13 protein-coding genes are annotated in these 15,852 nt (G+C 62.4%); 7 read left to right on the top strand and 6 right to left on the bottom strand.

The window, feature by feature from the left end:
• Nucleotides 1-70: 70 nt before the first annotated feature.
• Nucleotides 71-1,369: an MFS transporter gene (locus KI243_RS22575; protein ID WP_017129584.1), complete on the bottom strand. Its 1,299-nt coding sequence runs from the start codon at nt 1,367-1,369 to the stop codon at nt 71-73.
• A gap of 353 nt (nt 1,370-1,722) precedes the next feature.
• On the opposite strand from KI243_RS22575, the gene KI243_RS22570 reads away from it, so the two are divergent.
• Together KI243_RS22570 and sthA are read left to right on the top strand one after the other, a co-directional pair.
• Complete coding sequence (locus KI243_RS22570) at nt 1,723-2,700, top strand: FAD:protein FMN transferase (RefSeq protein ID WP_212811246.1); 978 nt, start codon at nt 1,723-1,725, stop codon at nt 2,698-2,700.
• 181 nt (nt 2,701-2,881) lie between these two features.
• Entirely contained in the window at nt 2,882-4,276 is a 1,395-nt protein-coding gene (gene sthA, locus KI243_RS22565) for a Si-specific NAD(P)(+) transhydrogenase (RefSeq protein WP_042937136.1), read from the top strand.
• Between the two features lie 42 nt (nt 4,277-4,318).
• On the opposite strand, the gene KI243_RS22560 is transcribed toward sthA, so the two are convergent.
• Nucleotides 4,319-5,041 carry a glycerophosphodiester phosphodiesterase family protein gene (locus tag KI243_RS22560; protein WP_212809931.1) on the bottom strand — a complete coding sequence of 241 codons (723 nt, stop codon included), beginning with the start codon at nt 5,039-5,041 and terminating at the stop codon, nt 4,319-4,321.
• A gap of 63 nt (nt 5,042-5,104) precedes the next feature.
• Nucleotides 5,105-5,692, bottom strand: a complete 588-nt coding sequence (locus KI243_RS22555) for a PilZ domain-containing protein (RefSeq protein ID WP_017129580.1) — start codon at nt 5,690-5,692, stop codon at nt 5,105-5,107.
• 111 nt (nt 5,693-5,803) lie between these two features.
• Between KI243_RS22555 and KI243_RS22550 the strand changes: the two genes are divergently transcribed.
• From KI243_RS22550 to KI243_RS22540, 3 genes are all read left to right on the top strand, one after another.
• Nucleotides 5,804-7,054 carry a lipoprotein-releasing ABC transporter permease subunit gene (locus tag KI243_RS22550; protein WP_212809930.1) on the top strand — a complete coding sequence of 417 codons (1,251 nt, stop codon included), beginning with the start codon at nt 5,804-5,806 and terminating at the stop codon, nt 7,052-7,054.
• Nucleotides 7,055-7,061: 7 nt separating this feature from the next.
• Complete coding sequence (gene lolD, locus KI243_RS22545; protein ID WP_167331660.1) at nt 7,062-7,745, top strand: lipoprotein-releasing ABC transporter ATP-binding protein LolD; 684 nt, start codon at nt 7,062-7,064, stop codon at nt 7,743-7,745.
• A 70-nt stretch (nt 7,746-7,815) separates the two neighbouring features.
• Nucleotides 7,816-9,060, top strand: a complete 1,245-nt coding sequence (locus KI243_RS22540) for a lipoprotein-releasing ABC transporter permease subunit (RefSeq protein ID WP_212809929.1) — start codon at nt 7,816-7,818, stop codon at nt 9,058-9,060.
• A 116-nt stretch (nt 9,061-9,176) separates the two neighbouring features.
• Here KI243_RS22540 and KI243_RS22535 read toward each other — a convergent pair whose 3' ends face one another.
• Together KI243_RS22535 and KI243_RS22530 are read right to left on the bottom strand one after the other, a co-directional pair.
• Nucleotides 9,177-10,547, bottom strand: coding sequence for a heavy metal sensor histidine kinase (locus KI243_RS22535; protein WP_177086579.1), 1,371 nt, complete (start codon nt 10,545-10,547; stop codon nt 9,177-9,179).
• Nucleotides 10,547-11,224, bottom strand: coding sequence for a heavy metal response regulator transcription factor (locus KI243_RS22530; RefSeq protein ID WP_177086580.1), 678 nt, complete (start codon nt 11,222-11,224; stop codon nt 10,547-10,549). Before KI243_RS22530 ends, KI243_RS22535 begins: the two co-directional genes overlap by 1 nt.
• A gap of 155 nt (nt 11,225-11,379) precedes the next feature.
• Here KI243_RS22530 and KI243_RS22525 point away from each other — a divergent pair, with 155 nt between their 5' ends.
• Nucleotides 11,380-11,916 carry a cupredoxin family protein gene (locus tag KI243_RS22525; RefSeq protein ID WP_017129574.1) on the top strand — a complete coding sequence of 179 codons (537 nt, stop codon included), beginning with the start codon at nt 11,380-11,382 and terminating at the stop codon, nt 11,914-11,916.
• A gap of 81 nt (nt 11,917-11,997) precedes the next feature.
• A complete protein-coding gene (queF, locus tag KI243_RS22520) occupies nt 11,998-12,828 on the top strand; it encodes an NADPH-dependent 7-cyano-7-deazaguanine reductase QueF (RefSeq protein ID WP_177086581.1) in 831 nt (276 codons plus the stop codon).
• A gap of 204 nt (nt 12,829-13,032) precedes the next feature.
• On the opposite strand, the gene acnB is transcribed toward queF, so the two are convergent.
• Nucleotides 13,033-15,633, bottom strand: coding sequence for a bifunctional aconitate hydratase 2/2-methylisocitrate dehydratase (gene acnB / locus KI243_RS22515; RefSeq protein WP_017129572.1), 2,601 nt, complete (start codon nt 15,631-15,633; stop codon nt 13,033-13,035).
• Between the last annotated feature and the right edge of the window lie 219 nt (nt 15,634-15,852).

The raw sequence follows: 15,852 nt of genomic DNA, 5'->3' as shown, positions 1-15,852 counted from the left end.
AAACGCCCCGACCAGTCGGGGCGTTTTTGTTTGTGGCGAGGGGGATTGCCCGCTCGCCACGGGCGTCCACTCAGGCTTGGCTGGAAGCCGCCATCTGTGCGGTACGCAGTTCGTGCTTGTTGCCACGGAACAGCACCAGGGTGGCGATCAGGCCCAACACGGCCGCGCCACTGAGCCAGATGCCCGGTGCCGCCTTGTTGTCCAGCACGTGGATCAGGTAGGTACAGGCCGCCGGAGTGAAGCCGCCGAAGGTCGCGGTCGCCAGGCTGTAGGCCAGGGAGAAGCCGGTGGTACGGACTTCGACCGGCATGATCTCGGTCAGGGCAACCACCATCGCGCCGTTGTACGAACCGTAGAGGAACGACAGCCACAGTTCGGCGATCAGCAGGCGGCTGAAGCTCGGATCCGCCACCAGCCAGGACAGTACCGGGTAGGCTGTGAGGATCGCCAGGATGGTCGCCGCCAGCAGCAGCGGCTTGCGGCCGATCTTGTCGGAAACGGCACCCATCACCGGCAGCCAGAAGAAGTTCGACAGGCCGATGCACACGGTCACCAGCAAGGCGTCGAAGTCCGACAGGTGCAACTCGGCTTTACCGAAGGTCGGGGTATAGGCAGTGATCAGGTAGAAGGACACCGTGGTCATGACCACCAGCGCCATGCCTGCCAGTACCAGGCCGAAGTTCTGACCGATCGAGCGCATCACTTCCTGCAGGGTCGGACGATGTTTGCGCGCCTGGAACTCGGGGGTTTCTTCCAGCGAGCGACGGATGATGAAAATCGCCGGGACGATCATGCAACCGACCAGGAACGGCACGCGCCAGCCCCATTCACCCATTTGCTCGGGACTCAGCCAGTGGTTGAGACCCACGCCCAGCAAGCCGGCGAAGACCACCGCGGCCTGTTGGCTGGCGGACTGCCAGCTGACGAAAAAGCCCTTGCGGCCCGGGGTCGAGATCTCGGCCAGGTAGACCGAGACGCCACCCAGCTCCACGCCGGCGGAGAAACCTTGCAGCAGTCGGCCCAGCAGGACCAGCAGCGGGGCGGCCACGCCCAGGGTCGCGTAACCCGGTACACAGGCGATCAGCACCGTGCCCGCGGCCATCAGGGCCAGGGTGATGATCAGCCCCTGGCGACGACCATGGCGGTCGATATAGGCGCCGAGGAAGATCGCACCCAGCGGACGCATCAGGAAGCCGGCACCAAAGGTGGCCAGCGAAAGCATCAGGGAAGCGAATGCACTGTCGGCAGGAAAGAAGGTTTTAGCGATGGCCGTGGCGTAGAAGCCGTAGACCATGAAGTCGAACATCTCAAGAAAGTTGCCGCTGACAACGCGAAAGATCGCCTTGCCCTTGCCCGTACTCGAGGCCATTTTTATTCACTCACTTTGGCTGTCTTATAAGCAATCCTTCGTCTTTGCTCGTCCTTACTGATCCTTTCAGGCATACGCACGCTGGCAGAACAGTTTTGTAACGATATGTGTATTAGGGTTATCGGGCAACAAAAAAACCAAGCTTGCTGGCTAAATGGCACAGTCCGCGGACTAGAGCGGTTCATTGGGTTTTTGCGTGAGCAGGGTTTCGCGCAACGGTGGTCCTGGCGAATGTCCTTTAAACTCTGGTGCAATGCGCAGCCTCGAATGGCGCCTTCACAACCTGTGCCATTGCCCCGGAGGCCCGGATTTTGCTAAGAACAACCCTGCGATTGCTCGCTGCTGCGGCGTTCCTGCTGGTTTCCGGCTGTGATGGGGGGGACTCGCTGGAGCGTTTTGGCGGCCCGACCATGGGTAGCACCTACTCCATCCAGTATGTGCGGCGCGCGGGCGGGCCGGCGGTCAGCGAGGTCAGGCGCGAGGTGGAAGCGATCCTGGCGCAGGTCGACCAACAGATGTCGACCTATCGCAGTGATTCGGACATCGAGCATTTCAACGATCTGCCGGCCAACCGCTGCCAGGTCATGCCGGCGCCGATCCTTGAGTTGGTGCGTGTCGGCGAGCAGCTTTCGCTGGCCAGCGACGGCGCCTACGACCTGACGGTGGAGCCGCTGATGAACCTTTGGGGATTCGGCCCGCAAGGGCGCGCGGAGAAGGTGCCGGAGGCCGCGCAACTGGCCGAGGCCCGCCAGCGCGTCGGGCATGCTCACCTGCGTATCGATGGCGAGCAGTTGTGCAAGGATGCGGCCGTGCAGGTCGATTTCGACAGCATTGCCGCCGGCTACACCGTGGACCGGATTGCCCGGCGGCTGACGGCGATGGGCATCGACAGCTTTCTGGCCGAGGCCACGGGGGAGCTCAAGGCGGTCGGCAGGAAACCCGATGGCAGCCCCTGGCGTGTCGCGCTGGAGGAGCCGCGGGACGATCGCCAGGTCGCGCAGCGGGTCGTCGATATCGACGGCTACGGGGTGTCCACTTCCGGTGACTATCGCAACTATTTCGAGCAGGATGGCCGACGCTATTCCCATACCTTCGATGCCCGCACCGGCGCGCCGATCACCCACGACCTGGCGGCGGTCACGGTGATTCATCCCTCGACCCTGATGGCCGATGGCTTGTCGACGCTGTTGCTGATCCTGGGGCCCGAGCGCGGCTGGGACTATGCGGAAAAACACGATATCGCCGCATTTTTTGTGATTCGTGCCGATAAAGGTTTCGTCACACGAACGAATTCGGCGTTTGACCGATTATTGAAAAGCAAGGCGCATTAACATGGGGCGCCTGACATGTAGTGCAGGCAAGACTAGCCTACGACGCGACCAAGGGTTAATGTGCGCGGCGTTGACGCTTCTATAGACTGCACACCGAGATTTGATCCTTCATGTCGCTGGCCGCGACATGATTTAGCCGCAGGTGCCAGAGGGGTGCCTCGGCCTGTTCTGAGGAGTACGCATGGCTGTCTACAACTACGACGTAGTGGTACTGGGTTCCGGCCCCGCTGGAGAAGGTGCGGCAATGAACGCCGCCAAAGCAGGGCGCAAGGTGGCGATGGTCGACAGCCGTCGGCAGGTCGGCGGTAACTGCACCCACCTGGGGACCATCCCGTCCAAGGCCCTGCGTCACTCTGTGCGGCAGATCATGCAGTTCAACACCAACCCGATGTTCCGGGCCATCGGTGAGCCGCGCTGGTTCTCGTTCCCGGACGTGCTCAAGAGCGCGGAGAAGGTGATCTCCAAGCAGGTCGCCTCGCGCACCGGCTACTACGCCCGCAACCGCGTGGACCTGTTCTTCGGCACCGGCAGCTTCGCCGACGAGCAGACCATCGAAGTGGTCTGCTCCAACGGCGTGGTCGAGAAACTGGTGGCCAAGCACATCATCATCGCCACCGGTTCGCGTCCCTATCGCCCGGCCGATATCGATTTCCACCACCCGCGTATCTACGATAGCGACACCATCCTCAGCCTGGGCCATACCCCGCGCAAGCTGATCATCTACGGTGCCGGGGTGATCGGTTGCGAGTACGCCTCGATCTTCAGTGGCCTGGGGGTTCTGGTGGAACTGGTGGACAACCGCGACCAGTTGCTCAGCTTCCTCGACTCGGAGATTTCCCAGGCGCTGAGCTACCACTTCAGCAACAACAACATCACCGTGCGCCACAACGAAGAGTACGAGCGTGTCGAAGGCCTGGACAACGGGGTGATCCTGCACCTGAAGTCGGGCAAGAAGATCAAGGCCGATGCCTTGCTCTGGTGTAACGGCCGTACCGGCAACACCGACAAGCTGGGCATGGAGAACATCGGCGTCAAGGTCAACGGCCGCGGCCAGATCGAGGTCGACGAGAACTATCGCACCTGCGTGCCGAACATCTATGGCGCCGGTGACGTGATCGGCTGGCCGAGCCTGGCCAGTGCCGCGCACGACCAGGGGCGTTCGGCGGCGGGCAGCATTGTCGACAACGGCAGCTGGCGTTATGTCAACGACGTACCGACCGGGATCTACACCATTCCGGAGATCAGCTCGATCGGCAAGAACGAGCATGAACTGACCAAGGCGAAGGTGCCTTACGAAGTCGGCAAGGCGTTCTTCAAGAGCATGGCCCGGGCACAGATCGCCGGCGAGCCGCAAGGCATGCTGAAGATCCTGTTCCATCGTGAAACCCTGGAAGTCCTGGGCGTTCACTGCTTCGGTTACCAGGCATCGGAGATCGTGCACATCGGCCAGGCGATCATGAACCAGCCGGGCGAGCACAACACGCTGAAGTACTTCGTCAACACCACCTTCAACTACCCGACCATGGCCGAAGCCTATCGGGTAGCGGCCTACGATGGTCTCAACCGGCTTTTTTGAGCGGCTCCGGCCGGTGGCCTGAGCCGGCCGGGGAGACCGATTTCAGCCTTTCCCAAGTGTGGCCGTGGCCAAACCGGGAAAGTCTGTAATCAGGCTATCGACGCCGAAGTCGGCGAGCCTGCGCATCAGCGCCGGCTCGTTGACTGTCCACACCGACACATGCAGACCCTGACGCTGGGCCTTGATCAGGCGTTCCGGGGTGCAGAGTGTCCAGTTCAACGCCAGAATCTCGCAGCCATAACTCTGGGCGACCTTCAACGGGTCGAGCCAGGCGTACTCGGCTACCAGTCCGCGTGACAGGTCCGGGGTCAGCTCCAGGGCAGCCTTGAGCACTTCGCGGGAACTGGAGGTGACGGTGACCTTGTCCAGCAGGCCGAAGCGCTGGGCCATCTCGCGGATCGCCAGGACGGTGGTCGCGGCGCGGGTGCGCGAGGCGCTCTTGACCTCCAGTTGCCAGTGTTCGAAACCGCACTGCTCGAACAGCTCTTCCAGGCGCGGGATCGGGCAGGGGGTGATCCAGCCCGGGCCGCCCTTGCGCGCGTCATAGGTCACCAGGTCGGCGGCCGAATGCTCGACCACCTTGCCGCGCCGGTCGGTGGTGCGCTTGAGGGTCGGATCATGGATCACCATCAACTCGCCATCCATGGACAGGTGCAAATCCAGTTCGCAGCGGCGCACGCCGTGTTTGAGGCACTCCTGGAAGCTGGTCAGGGTGTTTTCCGGTGCTTCGCCTTTGGCACCACGATGGCCATAAATCAGAGTCACGACTGCTCCTTCAAGGAAAAAATGATCCTGCAAATAATCGGGGTCGCACGATGAATCCAGGGCTCAACTCGCCTCGGGATCGTTTTGCTCGCGGGCCAGGCGTCGTTGCAGCGCCTGTTTCTGCAAGATATAGCGGGCCAGCAACTGGCGCTGGGCATCGGTCAATGATTCGAACTCGGTGCCGATTTCGAAGGTACCGAAGCTCTGCGGTTCGCAGTGGGTCACCTTGGCCCGCAGCAGCAGGCCGAGAGCCTGCGGCATCAGCACCAGCTTGACCGCCAGGTGAGTGCCGGCCGGGTAGGCCATGTGATGACTGAACTCGATGCCGCCTTCGGAGATGATCACCGCCTGCGGTTCGCCGAACTCGCCGAGCACGGTCATCGCCATCACCTGGCTCAGCAGGTCGATGCGCTTGTTCTGGGATTTCAGGTAGGCCGACAGGGCCCGGTCGCGCTCGCTGACCTGACGCAGCAGATGCTGCGATTCGAATTCGCTCAGGTGCAGTTCGCTCAGCAGATTGAAGAGTGGCGACGCATCCTGCAACACTTCCTTGTCCGCGGCATCGGCGGCAGACAGGGGGCGGATTTCCAGTGCGATCGTGTCCTCGATACGGTAGTATTCGCGGCGATCTTCTTCATCTAATGTCGACATGGCGAACCCAAGGCAGAGGTGATGGTCTGAGTGTAAAGCTGCTGACCCCACCTCGCCACATGGACGTCTTCTTTTCCTCCGAACTTCTTTGCCTTCGAACTAGCCTCCGACATGTTCAGACCACTCTTCGTATTCATCGGCACGCGTTACACCCGTGCAAAGCGTCGCAATCACTTTGTTTCCTTCATTTCCCTGACTTCGATGATCGGCCTCGCCCTCGGCGTGGTGGTGATGATCGTGGTGCTTTCGGTGATGAACGGTTTCGACCGTGAGATGCGCAACCGTGTCCTGGGCATGGTGCCCCATGCGACCATCGAGTCGGACGAGCCGATCGGCGACTGGCAGAGCCTGGCGGGCAAGGTCCTGCAGAATCCGAAAGTCGCCGCCGTGGCCCCGTTCACCCAGATGCAGGGGTTGCTGACCAACAACGGCCAGGTGCAGAAGGTGCTGCTCAATGCCATCGACCCGGCGCAGGAGCGCAAGGTCTCGATCATCGACCAGTTCATGCAGCAGGGGCTGCTCGATGCGTTGTCGCCCGGCAGCTTCGGTATCGTCATCGGCGACAAGGCGGCGACCAAGCTCGGTGTCGGTCTCGGCGACAAGCTGACCTTCGTCGCCCCGGAAGTCACGGTGACGCCGGCGGGGATGTTTCCGCGGATGAAGCGTTTTACCGTGGTCGGCATCTTCCATGTCGGGGCCGGTGAGCTGGACGGCTATCTCGGCCTGACCAATCTCGACGATCTTGCGCGCCTGCATCGCTGGAAGCCGGATCAGGTCCAGGGCCTGCGCCTGAAGTTCAACGATCTGTTCCAGGCACCACGTACCGCCTGGGAAATCGCCCAGCAGTTGGGTGACAGCCACTACTACGCCCGCGACTGGACCCGTACCCACGGCAACCTGTACCAGGCGATCAAGATGGAAAAGGCCATGATCGGCCTGCTGTTGCTGCTGATCGTCGCGGTGGCGGCGTTCAACATCATCTCGACCCTGGTGATGGTGGTGAACGACAAGAAAGGCGATATCGCGATCCTGCGCACCCTGGGCGCCACGCCCGGGCAGATCATGGCGATCTTCATGGTCCAGGGCACCGTGATCGGCGTGGTGGGCACGCTGATCGGCGCGGCCGTGGGGATTTTCGCCGCGCTCAATGTCAGTGCCGCGATCTCCGCCCTCGAAGGCCTGATCGGCCACAAGTTCCTCAATGCCGACGTGTATTTCATCGACTACCTGCCGTCCCAGCTGATGGCCGAGGACGTCTTGATGGTCTGCGGCGCGGCGTTGCTCCTGAGTTTCCTCGCCACCCTGTATCCAGCCTGGCGTGCGGCGCGCACCCAGCCTGCGGAGGCGCTACGTTATGAGTGAATTGGGCATGAGTGATAAAGCAGTGCTGAGTTGCCGCAACCTGGGCAAATCCTACGAGGAGGGGCCGGAGTCGGTGGTGGTGCTGTCCGGCCTGCAGCTTGAGCTGCACGCGGGCGAGCGGGTGGCGATCGTCGGCAGTTCCGGCTCCGGCAAGAGTACCTTGCTCAACCTGCTGGGCGGGCTGGATACGCCGTCCCAGGGCAGTGTCTGGCTGGCCGGCGAAGAACTCTCGGCGCTGGGTGAGAAGGCCCGTGGGCTGCTGCGCAACCGCTCCCTGGGTTTCGTCTACCAGTTCCACCACCTGCTGCCGGAGTTCACCGCGCTGGAGAACGTCTGCATGCCGTTGCTGATCGGTCGCACGGCGATTCCCGAAGCACGCCAGCGCGCTACCGCGTTGTTGGAGCGGGTGGGCCTGGGCCACCGCCTGGAGCACAAGCCGGCCGAGCTGTCCGGCGGTGAGCGCCAGCGCGTGGCGATTGCCCGGGCACTGGTGAACAAACCCGGCCTGGTGATGCTCGACGAGCCGACCGGCAACCTCGACCACCACACTGCCCAGGGTATCCAGGACCTGATGCTGGAACTCAGCACCTCGATGCGCACGGCGTTCCTGGTGGTGACCCATGACATGAACCTGGCCCGCCAGATGGACCGAGTGCTGCATCTGGAAGACGGCAAGCTGGTTGCAATCTGATTCGCCAGGACCCGGCCGCTTGCCGTAGTGCGAGTGCCGGGTCCCTTACTTTCTCTACGGTGGCCTGCGAATGTTCCGACCGTTATCGATTTTCATCGGCACGCGCTATACCCGCGCCAAGCGCCGCAACCGTTTTGTCTCGTTTATCTCGATGACCTCGATGATCGGCCTCGCCCTGGGCGTGCTGGCGATGATCGTGGTGCTGTCGGTGATGAACGGTTTCCAGAAGGAAATGCAGTCGCGCATTCTCGGCATGGTGCCCCATGCGACCATCGTCGGCGTGAAGCCCATCGATGACTGGCAGCCGGTGGCCGCCGCGGCGATGAAGAACCCCGAGGTGACCGCGGCGGTGCCGTTCACCGAAATGGACGGGATGCTCTCGTACAAGGGGTCGATGCAGCCGATCCAGATCAGCGGTGTCGATCCGGCCCAGGAAGGCAAGGTCTCGATCGTTGCCCAGCACATTGTCCAGGGCAAGCTGGATGACCTGAAGCCGGGCGAGTTCGGCGTGGTGATCGGCGAGATCACCGCGCGGCGCTTTCGCCTGAATGTCGGCGACAAGCTGACCCTGATCGTTCCGGAGCTGAGTTCCGCGCCCGGTGGCATCACCCCGCGCATGCAGCGCCTGAACGTGGTCGGAGTATTCAAGGTCGGTGCCGAGCTGGACGGTTCGATGGCCCTGATCCATATGGCCGACGCGGCGGATATCCAGCACTGGCAACCGAACCAGGTGCAGAGCGTGCGCCTGGCGGTCAAGGACCTGTATGCCGCGCCGCAGGTCTCGACCCGCATTGCCGGTGGGCTGGGGGCCGGGTTCACGGCGGATGACTGGACCCACACCCAGGGCAGCCTGTTCAGCGCGATGAAGATGGAAAAGACCATGATCGGCCTGCTGCTGCTGCTGATCGTTGCCGTGGCGGCGTTCAATATCATCGCGACGCTGATCATGGTGGTGAACGACAAGGGCGCGGATATCGCGATCCTGCGCACCATCGGCGCCACGCCCCGGCAGATCATGGCGATCTTCATGGTCCAGGGCACGGTGATCGGTATTGTCGGAACCTTGATCGGTGGTGTGCTCGGGGTGATCGCGGCGCTGAACGTCAGTGAACTGGTGGGTTGGATCGAGCGGATCAGCGGGCAGCACATCTTCAGTTCCGATGTGTATTTCGTCAGTAACCTGCCGTCGCAGTTGCAGGCCGGGGATGTGGTGCTGATCTGTTCGGCCGGGTTTATCCTCAGCTTCCTGGCGACCCTGTACCCGGCGTATCGGGCGGCGAAGATCGAACCGGCGCATGCCTTGAGATATTCGTAAGTTTTTGGGGCGCGATCTTCCTGTCATCCCCTGTAGGAGCCGGCTTGCTGGCGATAGCGGTTTCAAAGTCCACATCTCTATCGCCGGATAAATCGTAATCGCCAGCAAGCCGGCTCCTACAGGTTTGACTGCTGGCGCGGCAACTCGATGATAAACCGTGTCCAGCCGGCTTCTGATTCGCAACGAATCTGCCCGCCATGGGCCTGGATGATCGATCGGGTAATCGCCAGCCCGAGCCCCGCATGTTCGCTGCTGCCTTCATGGCGGGCCGGGTCCGCCCGGTAGAAACGGTCGAACAACCGGGGCAACAATGGTGCCGCAATGCCCTCGCCGCTGTTCTCCACATTGATCCGCAACCCGGACCGGGTCGTCTCCAGGCGGATACGGATCTCGCCACCCGCAGGCGTGAAGCGCAGGGCGTTGTCCAGCAGATTGGACACGGCACGGCGCAGCATGCTCCGGTCGCCCGACAGGCTGGCTGCCCCTTCCCTTGTCAGGCGTACCTGGTTGTCTTCCGCCAGCGGTGCAAAGAACTCCAGCAGCACATCGACCTCATCCGCCAGTTCCAGCGGCTCGTGCCTGGGGCTGAGCAGGCCATGGTCGGCTTTCGCCAGGTACAACATGTCGTTGACCAGTTGCGCCATCCATTGCAGTTCCTCGAGGTTGCTGTGCAAGGCCTCGCGGTAGTCCTCCAGTGGACGCGGGCGGGTCAGGGTGACCTGGGTGTGGGTCAACAGGTTCGACAGCGGGGTGCGCAACTCGTGGGCGATATCGGCGGAAAAGGCCGAGAGACGCTGGAAGGAGTCCTCCAGGCGTCCGAGCATGGCATTGAAAGCCTGCGCCAGCTCGGCCAGTTCCGGCGGCATCTGCCCGGTGTCCAGGCGTCGGGTCAGGGAACTGGCGGAGATACTGCCCGCCACATCGCTCATGCGCCGCAATGGGCGCAGGCCGCTACGGGCAGCCCAGGCGCCGAGCAGGGCGGTAGCCAGGGCCGAGAGACCGACCGTCAGCCAGATCAACTGCTGCATGCGTTGCAGAAAGTGCTGGTGATGGGTGATGTCGAGTATCAGGGTCAGCCGCGGCGAGCTGGCCTGGCCGGGCGTCAGGGGCGCGTTGAAGACCCGGTAGGCGGTTCCGTCGATCTGCAGGCTGGTCAGCCCCGGTTGCGCGGGCAAGGCGTCGGGCAGGGCGCGGGCGGCGTCGAACCAGGATTGGCCATTGGCACCATGGATTCTCAGGGCGAGGTCCGGCCGCAGGTTGATTTCGGCTCGCAGGCGTTCGACCTTGAGCTGGAAGTCGCCGAAGTCATCCACCTGGCCGAGGGTGTTGCGCAGGGCGACCAGTCGACCGTCCAGCAGTTGCTGGTCAAGTTCGATGAAGTGCGACTCGCTGGCACGGCTGAACAGCACGCCGGCCACCAGTGAAACCATGGCGGTGCAGGCCGCGAACAACAGTGCCAGGCGGCCGGCGAGGGACAGGCGGCGCATCAGAGTGTCCGCTCTTCAAGCACGTAGCCCATGCCGCGCACGGTGTGAATCAGCTTGTTCGGATGGGGATCGTCGATTTTCAGGCGCAGACGGCGGATGGCCACCTCGATGACATTGGTGTCGCTGTCGAAATTCATGTCCCAGACCTGGGAGGCGATCAGCGATTTGGGCAGCACCTCGCCCTGGCGGCGCAGGAGCATTTCCAGCAGGGCGAACTCCTTGGCGGTCAGGTCGATGCGCTGGCCCGCCCGTTCGACCCGACGACGAATCAGGTCCAGGCGCAGGTCGGCCACCTGCAGGCTGGTTTCCTGGGTGCTGCCGCCACGCCTCAGCAGGCTGCGCACCCGCGCCAGCAGTTCGGAGAAGGCGAAAGGCTTGACCAGGTAATCGTCGGCCCCCAGTTCCAGGCCGTGGACACGGTCTTCGACTGCATCGCGGGCGGTCAGGAACAGCACCGGGATATCCAGGCCGGCCGCGCGGACCGCTTGCAGGATCTGCCAGCCGTCACGACCGGGCAGCATCACATCGAGGATCAGCAGGTCGTAGTCGCCGGTCAGCGCCAGATGCTGGCCGGTGGTGCCGTCCGCCACCAGTTCGCTGTTGAATCCGGCCTCGTTCAGGCCCTGGCGCAGGTAATGGCCGGTTTTCGCTTGGTCTTCGACGATCAGCAGTTTCATGGATGACTCATGGCAAATAGAACAGTGACGTTATACAGGTGGTCCGGTCGCTCCAGCCGAAGCTGACAAAGTTGTAATCTGTTCGTCAGCTTGCTGGCAGCGGCCCGCCTCTACAGTCTTGCACAGAGTGAAGCCCATCCCGTTGGAGTGTGAGTATGTTTGTTGCTACTGGGTTTGTGCGTAACGGTCTGGCGCTTGCCGGCCTGCTGATGCTGAGTCTGCCGGCCTGGGCCTCGCCGGCCCACTATGACTTCGGCCAGCCCGCACCCGCCGCGAAGGCCACTCGCACTATCGAAGTGACCATGACCGATATCGCCTTCAGCGCCAAGGAGCTGGAGGTCAAGGCCGGTGAGACCGTGCGTTTCGTGTTGATCAACAAAGGCCGATTGCTGCATGAGTTCAACCTTGGCGAAGCCTCGATGCATGCCGCGCACCAGCAGGAAATGCTCAAGATGCAGCAGAGCGGCATGTTGACGCCGACCGGCATGCAGATGGCCGGGATGGATCATTCCGCCATGGCGGGCATGGATCACGGGATGAAACATGACGATCCCAATAGTGTGCTGGTGGAGCCGGGCAAGACCGCCGAACTGACCTGGACCTTCAGCAAGGCCGATAACCTGCAGTTTGCCTGCAATATTCCCGGTCATTACCAGGCGGGCATGGTCGGCCAGCTGAAAGTCGACCGCTGAGTCAAGCGGGTTTCATCCCCACGCTGAAAGCCGGACGTAAACCCGATAGACTTGTCGGGTTCATTCTTTCAGGTTTCCGTTATGCATCCCGCAGCCGAACACTCGCCGCTGGGCAAGTCCAGTGAGTACATCGCTACCTACACCCCGTCCTTGCTGTTCCCGATCCCGCGCGCGGCGAAATGGGCCGAACTGGGCCTGAGCGCCGATACCTTGCCTTATCGGGGCGTGGATTTCTGGAACTGCTTCGAGCTGTCCTGGCTGCTGCCGTCGGGCAAACCGGTGGTGGCGATCGGCGAGTTCTGCATTCCCGCGGATTCGCCGAATATCATCGAATCCAAGTCCTTCAAGCTGTACCTCAACTCCTTGAACCAGACGCCATTCACCGATACCGCGAGCCTGGAGGCGGTGTTGCGTGCCGATCTGTCGGCTGCCGCCGGGAAGCCGGTGGGCGTGCGGGTCCGCTCCCTGGGCGACGTGCAGGCCGAGGGCGTGGTGGCCTTGCCGGGCGTATGCATCGACGACCTGGATATCAGTGTCAGCGACTATGCCCATCCGCGTCCCGAGCTGCTACGTTGCGATGAGTCGCGGGTGATCGAGGAGAGCGTGCACAGCCATCTGCTCAAGTCCAATTGCCCGGTCACCAGCCAGCCGGACTGGGGTAGCGTTGTCGTCGAGTATCGTGGCGCGGCGCTGGATCACGCGAGCCTGCTGGCGTACCTGGTGAGCTTCCGCCAGCACTCGGATTTCCATGAGCAGTGCGTGGAGCGGATCTTCCTCGACCTGCAGCGTCTGCTGAAGCCGGAGAAACTGACGGTGTATGCGCGTTATGTACGGCGGGGCGGGCTGGATATCAATCCGTACCGCAGCACCGAGGCGGTCGAGTTCCAGAACCTGCGGTTGGTTCGGCAGTAAGGCTGAACGCTGACCTTGTGGGAGCTGGCTTGCCGGCGATGGCGATCGAAAGGACGATGCAAAACTCCAGGGCCTCATCGCCGGCAAGCCGGCTCCCACAGTTTCATAGCGTTTTCAAGGCCATGTTTCCCTGGGTAAAAATCAGATTTGCGCAGGCATGAAAAAGCCCCGACGAGTCGGGGCTTTTTCTATTGCGGGTGTCGCTTAGGCTTGAACAACCGGGATCTTGGCGTTCGCCGCGGCTTCACGGAACTCGGCGATCTGGTCGAAGCTGAGGTAGCGGTAGACATCGGCAGCCATGCTGTCGATCTTGCCCGCGTACTCCATGTATTCCTCGACGGTCGGCAGGCGACCCAGGATCGATGCTACGGACGCCAGCTCGGCCGAAGCCAGGTAGACGTTCGCGCCGTCGCCCAGACGGTTCGGGAAGTTACGGGTCGACGTCGACACCACGGTGGAGTTCGGTTCTACCCGTGCCTGGTTACCCATGCACAGCGAGCAGCCCGGCATTTCCATGCGCGCGCCAGCCTTGCCGTAGATGCCGTAGTAGCCTTCCTCGGTCAGCTGGTGAGCGTCCATCTTGGTCGGCGGCGACAGCCACAGGCGAGTTGGCAACTGGCCCTTGACCTGATCCAGCAACTTGCCGGCAGCGCGGAAGTGGCCGATGTTGGTCATGCAGGAACCGATGAACACTTCGTCGATCTTCTCACCGGCAACGCTGGACAGCAGGCGGGCATCGTCCGGGTCGTTCGGCGCGCAGAGCACAGGCTCCTTGACGTCGGCCAGGTCGATTTCGATGATTTCGGCGTACTCGGCGTCCTTGTCGGCTTCCAGCAGCTCAGGGTTGGCGACCCAGGCTTCCATCGCCTGTGCACGACGCTCCAGGGTGCGGGCATCGCCGTAACCTTCGCCGATCATCCAGCGCAGCAGGGTGATGTTCGACTTCAGGTACTCGGCGATCGACTCTTTGGACAGCTTGATGGTGCAACCGGCGGCGGAACGTTCGGCCGAGGCGTCGGACAGTTCGAAAGCCTGTTCGACGGTCAGGGTTTCCAGGCCTTCGATTTCCAGGATGCGGCCGGAGAAGGCGTTCTTCTTGCCTTTCTTCTCGACGGTCAGCAGGCCTTTCTGGATGGCGTAGTAAGGGATGGCATGGACCAGGTCACGCAGGGTGACGCCAGGTTGCAGCTTGCCCTTGAAACGCACCAGGATCGATTCCGGCATGTCCAGCGGCATGACGCCGGTGGCGGCGGCGAAAGCCACCAGGCCGGAACCGGCCGGGAACGAGATACCGATCGGGAAACGGGTGTGGGAGTCACCACCGGTGCCGACGGTGTCCGGCAGCAGCATGCGGTTCAGCCAGCTGTGGATGATGCCGTCGCCCGGACGCAGGGAAACACCGCCACGGGTCATGATGAAGTCGGGCAGGGTGTGGTGGGTGGTGACGTCGATCGGCTTCGGATAGGCCGCGGTGTGGCAGAACGACTGCATCACCAGGTCGGTGGAGAAGCCCAGGCAAGCCAGGTCCTTCAGCTCGTCACGGGTCATCGGGCCAGTGGTGTCCTGGGAACCGACGGTGGTCATCTTCGGCTCGCAGTAGGTGCCAGGACGAACGCCTGTCACGCCGCAGGCCTTGCCGACCATTTTCTGCGCCAGGGTGTAGCCCTTGGTGCTTTCAGCCGGGGCTTCCGGCAGCTTGAACAGGGTCGAAGGTGGCAGGCCCAGTTCGGCACGCGCCTTCTCGGTCAGGCCACGGCCGATGATCAGCGGGATACGACCGCCGGCACGGACTTCGTCGAGCAGTACCGGGGTCTTCATTTCGAAGGTGGCCAGGACTTCATCGCTGTTGTGCTTGGTGACCTTGCCAGCATGCGGGTACAGGTCGATCACGTCGCCCATGTTCATGTTGGTGACGTCGAATTCGATTGGCAGTGCGCCGGCATCTTCCATGGTGTTGTAGAAGATCGGGGCGATCTTGCTGCCGAAGCAGAAGCCGCCTGCGCGCTTGTTCGGCACGTAGGGAACGTCGTCGCCGAAGAACCACAGCACCGAGTTGGTCGCCGATTTACGCGACGAACCGGTACCGACCACGTCACCGACGTAGGCGATCGGGAAGCCGTCGTTGCGCATCTGCTCGATCTGTTTCATCGGGCCGATGGCGCCTTGCTGGTCCGGGACGATACCGTCACGGGCCATTTTCAGCATGGCCAGGGCGTGCAGCGGGATGTCAGGACGCGACCAGGCGTCTGGAGCCGGCGACAGGTCGTCGGTGTTGGTTTCGCCGGTGACCTTGAATACGCGCAGGCTGATCTTGTCGGCCAGGGTCGGGCGGTTCTTGAACCACTCGCCGTCGGCCCAGGACTGGATCACGGCCTTGGCGTGGGTGTTGCCGTTACGGGCTTTTTCCGCGACGTCGTGGAAAGCATCGAACATCAACAGGGTGTGCTTGAGTTGTGCCGCGGCAACCGGTGCCAGCTCGGCGTCGTCCAGCAGGTCGACCAGGGTCACGATGTTGTAGCCGCCCTGCATGGTGCCGAGCAGTTCAACAGCGCGTTTCTTGTCGATCAGGGGGGAGCTGACTTCGCCCTTGGCCAGGGCGGAGAGGAAACCGGCCTTGACGTAGGCGGCCTCGTCCACTCCAGGCGGAACGCGGTTGGTGATCAAGTCAACGAGGAAAGCTTCTTCGCCAGCCGGGGGATTCTTCAGCAGCTCGACCAGGCCTGCGGTTTGTTCGGCGTTAAGCGGCTGGGGCACGATACCCAGGGCTGCGCGCTCTTCGATATGTTTGCGGTAGGCTTCAAGCACAGTTATTACCCTCATCAGTGGTCCCAAATGGGTGTCCGGGACGCTCATCCAGAAATGCACGGCACTCATGCGCTGCGGGGCTTTTTGAGCCGCTTAGCCAGAGTTTCCACGATTTCCAACAGAAGCTGTTTTCAAAGTTTTACGCCTTCGGAACGGGAGCGGATGAGGGTCGGCGCGAGGATTTCCGGGCGGAAATTCTCACGCCAACGCCGTTCTTCA

The sequence above is a fragment of the Pseudomonas sp. Ost2 genome, from assembly GCF_018326065.1.
Taxonomy (GTDB): Bacteria; Pseudomonadota; Gammaproteobacteria; order Pseudomonadales; family Pseudomonadaceae; genus Aquipseudomonas; species Aquipseudomonas gingeri.
This window is presented reverse-complemented; position numbering and strand designations above follow the sequence as displayed.

Bases quoted from the DNA above. Each gene is read 5' to 3' on its own strand.
- KI243_RS22540 (WP_212809929.1), top strand. From the start codon at position 7,816: ATGTTCCGACCGTTATCGATTTTCATCGGCACGCGCTATACCCGCGCC.
- KI243_RS22550 (WP_212809930.1), top strand. From the start codon at position 5,804: ATGTTCAGACCACTCTTCGTATTCATCGGCACGCGTTACACCCGTGCA.
- KI243_RS22530 (WP_177086580.1), bottom strand. From the start codon at position 11,224: ATGAAACTGCTGATCGTCGAAGACCAAGCGAAAACCGGCCATTACCTG.
- lolD (WP_167331660.1), top strand. From the start codon at position 7,062: ATGAGTGATAAAGCAGTGCTGAGTTGCCGCAACCTGGGCAAATCCTAC.
- KI243_RS22525 (WP_017129574.1), top strand. From the start codon at position 11,380: ATGTTTGTTGCTACTGGGTTTGTGCGTAACGGTCTGGCGCTTGCCGGC.
- KI243_RS22535 (WP_177086579.1), bottom strand. From the start codon at position 10,547: ATGCGCCGCCTGTCCCTCGCCGGCCGCCTGGCACTGTTGTTCGCGGCC.
- sthA (WP_042937136.1), top strand. From the start codon at position 2,882: ATGGCTGTCTACAACTACGACGTAGTGGTACTGGGTTCCGGCCCCGCT.
- KI243_RS22575 (WP_017129584.1), bottom strand. From the start codon at position 1,369: ATGGCCTCGAGTACGGGCAAGGGCAAGGCGATCTTTCGCGTTGTCAGC.
- queF (WP_177086581.1), top strand. From the start codon at position 11,998: ATGCATCCCGCAGCCGAACACTCGCCGCTGGGCAAGTCCAGTGAGTAC.
- KI243_RS22555 (WP_017129580.1), bottom strand. From the start codon at position 5,692: ATGTCGACATTAGATGAAGAAGATCGCCGCGAATACTACCGTATCGAG.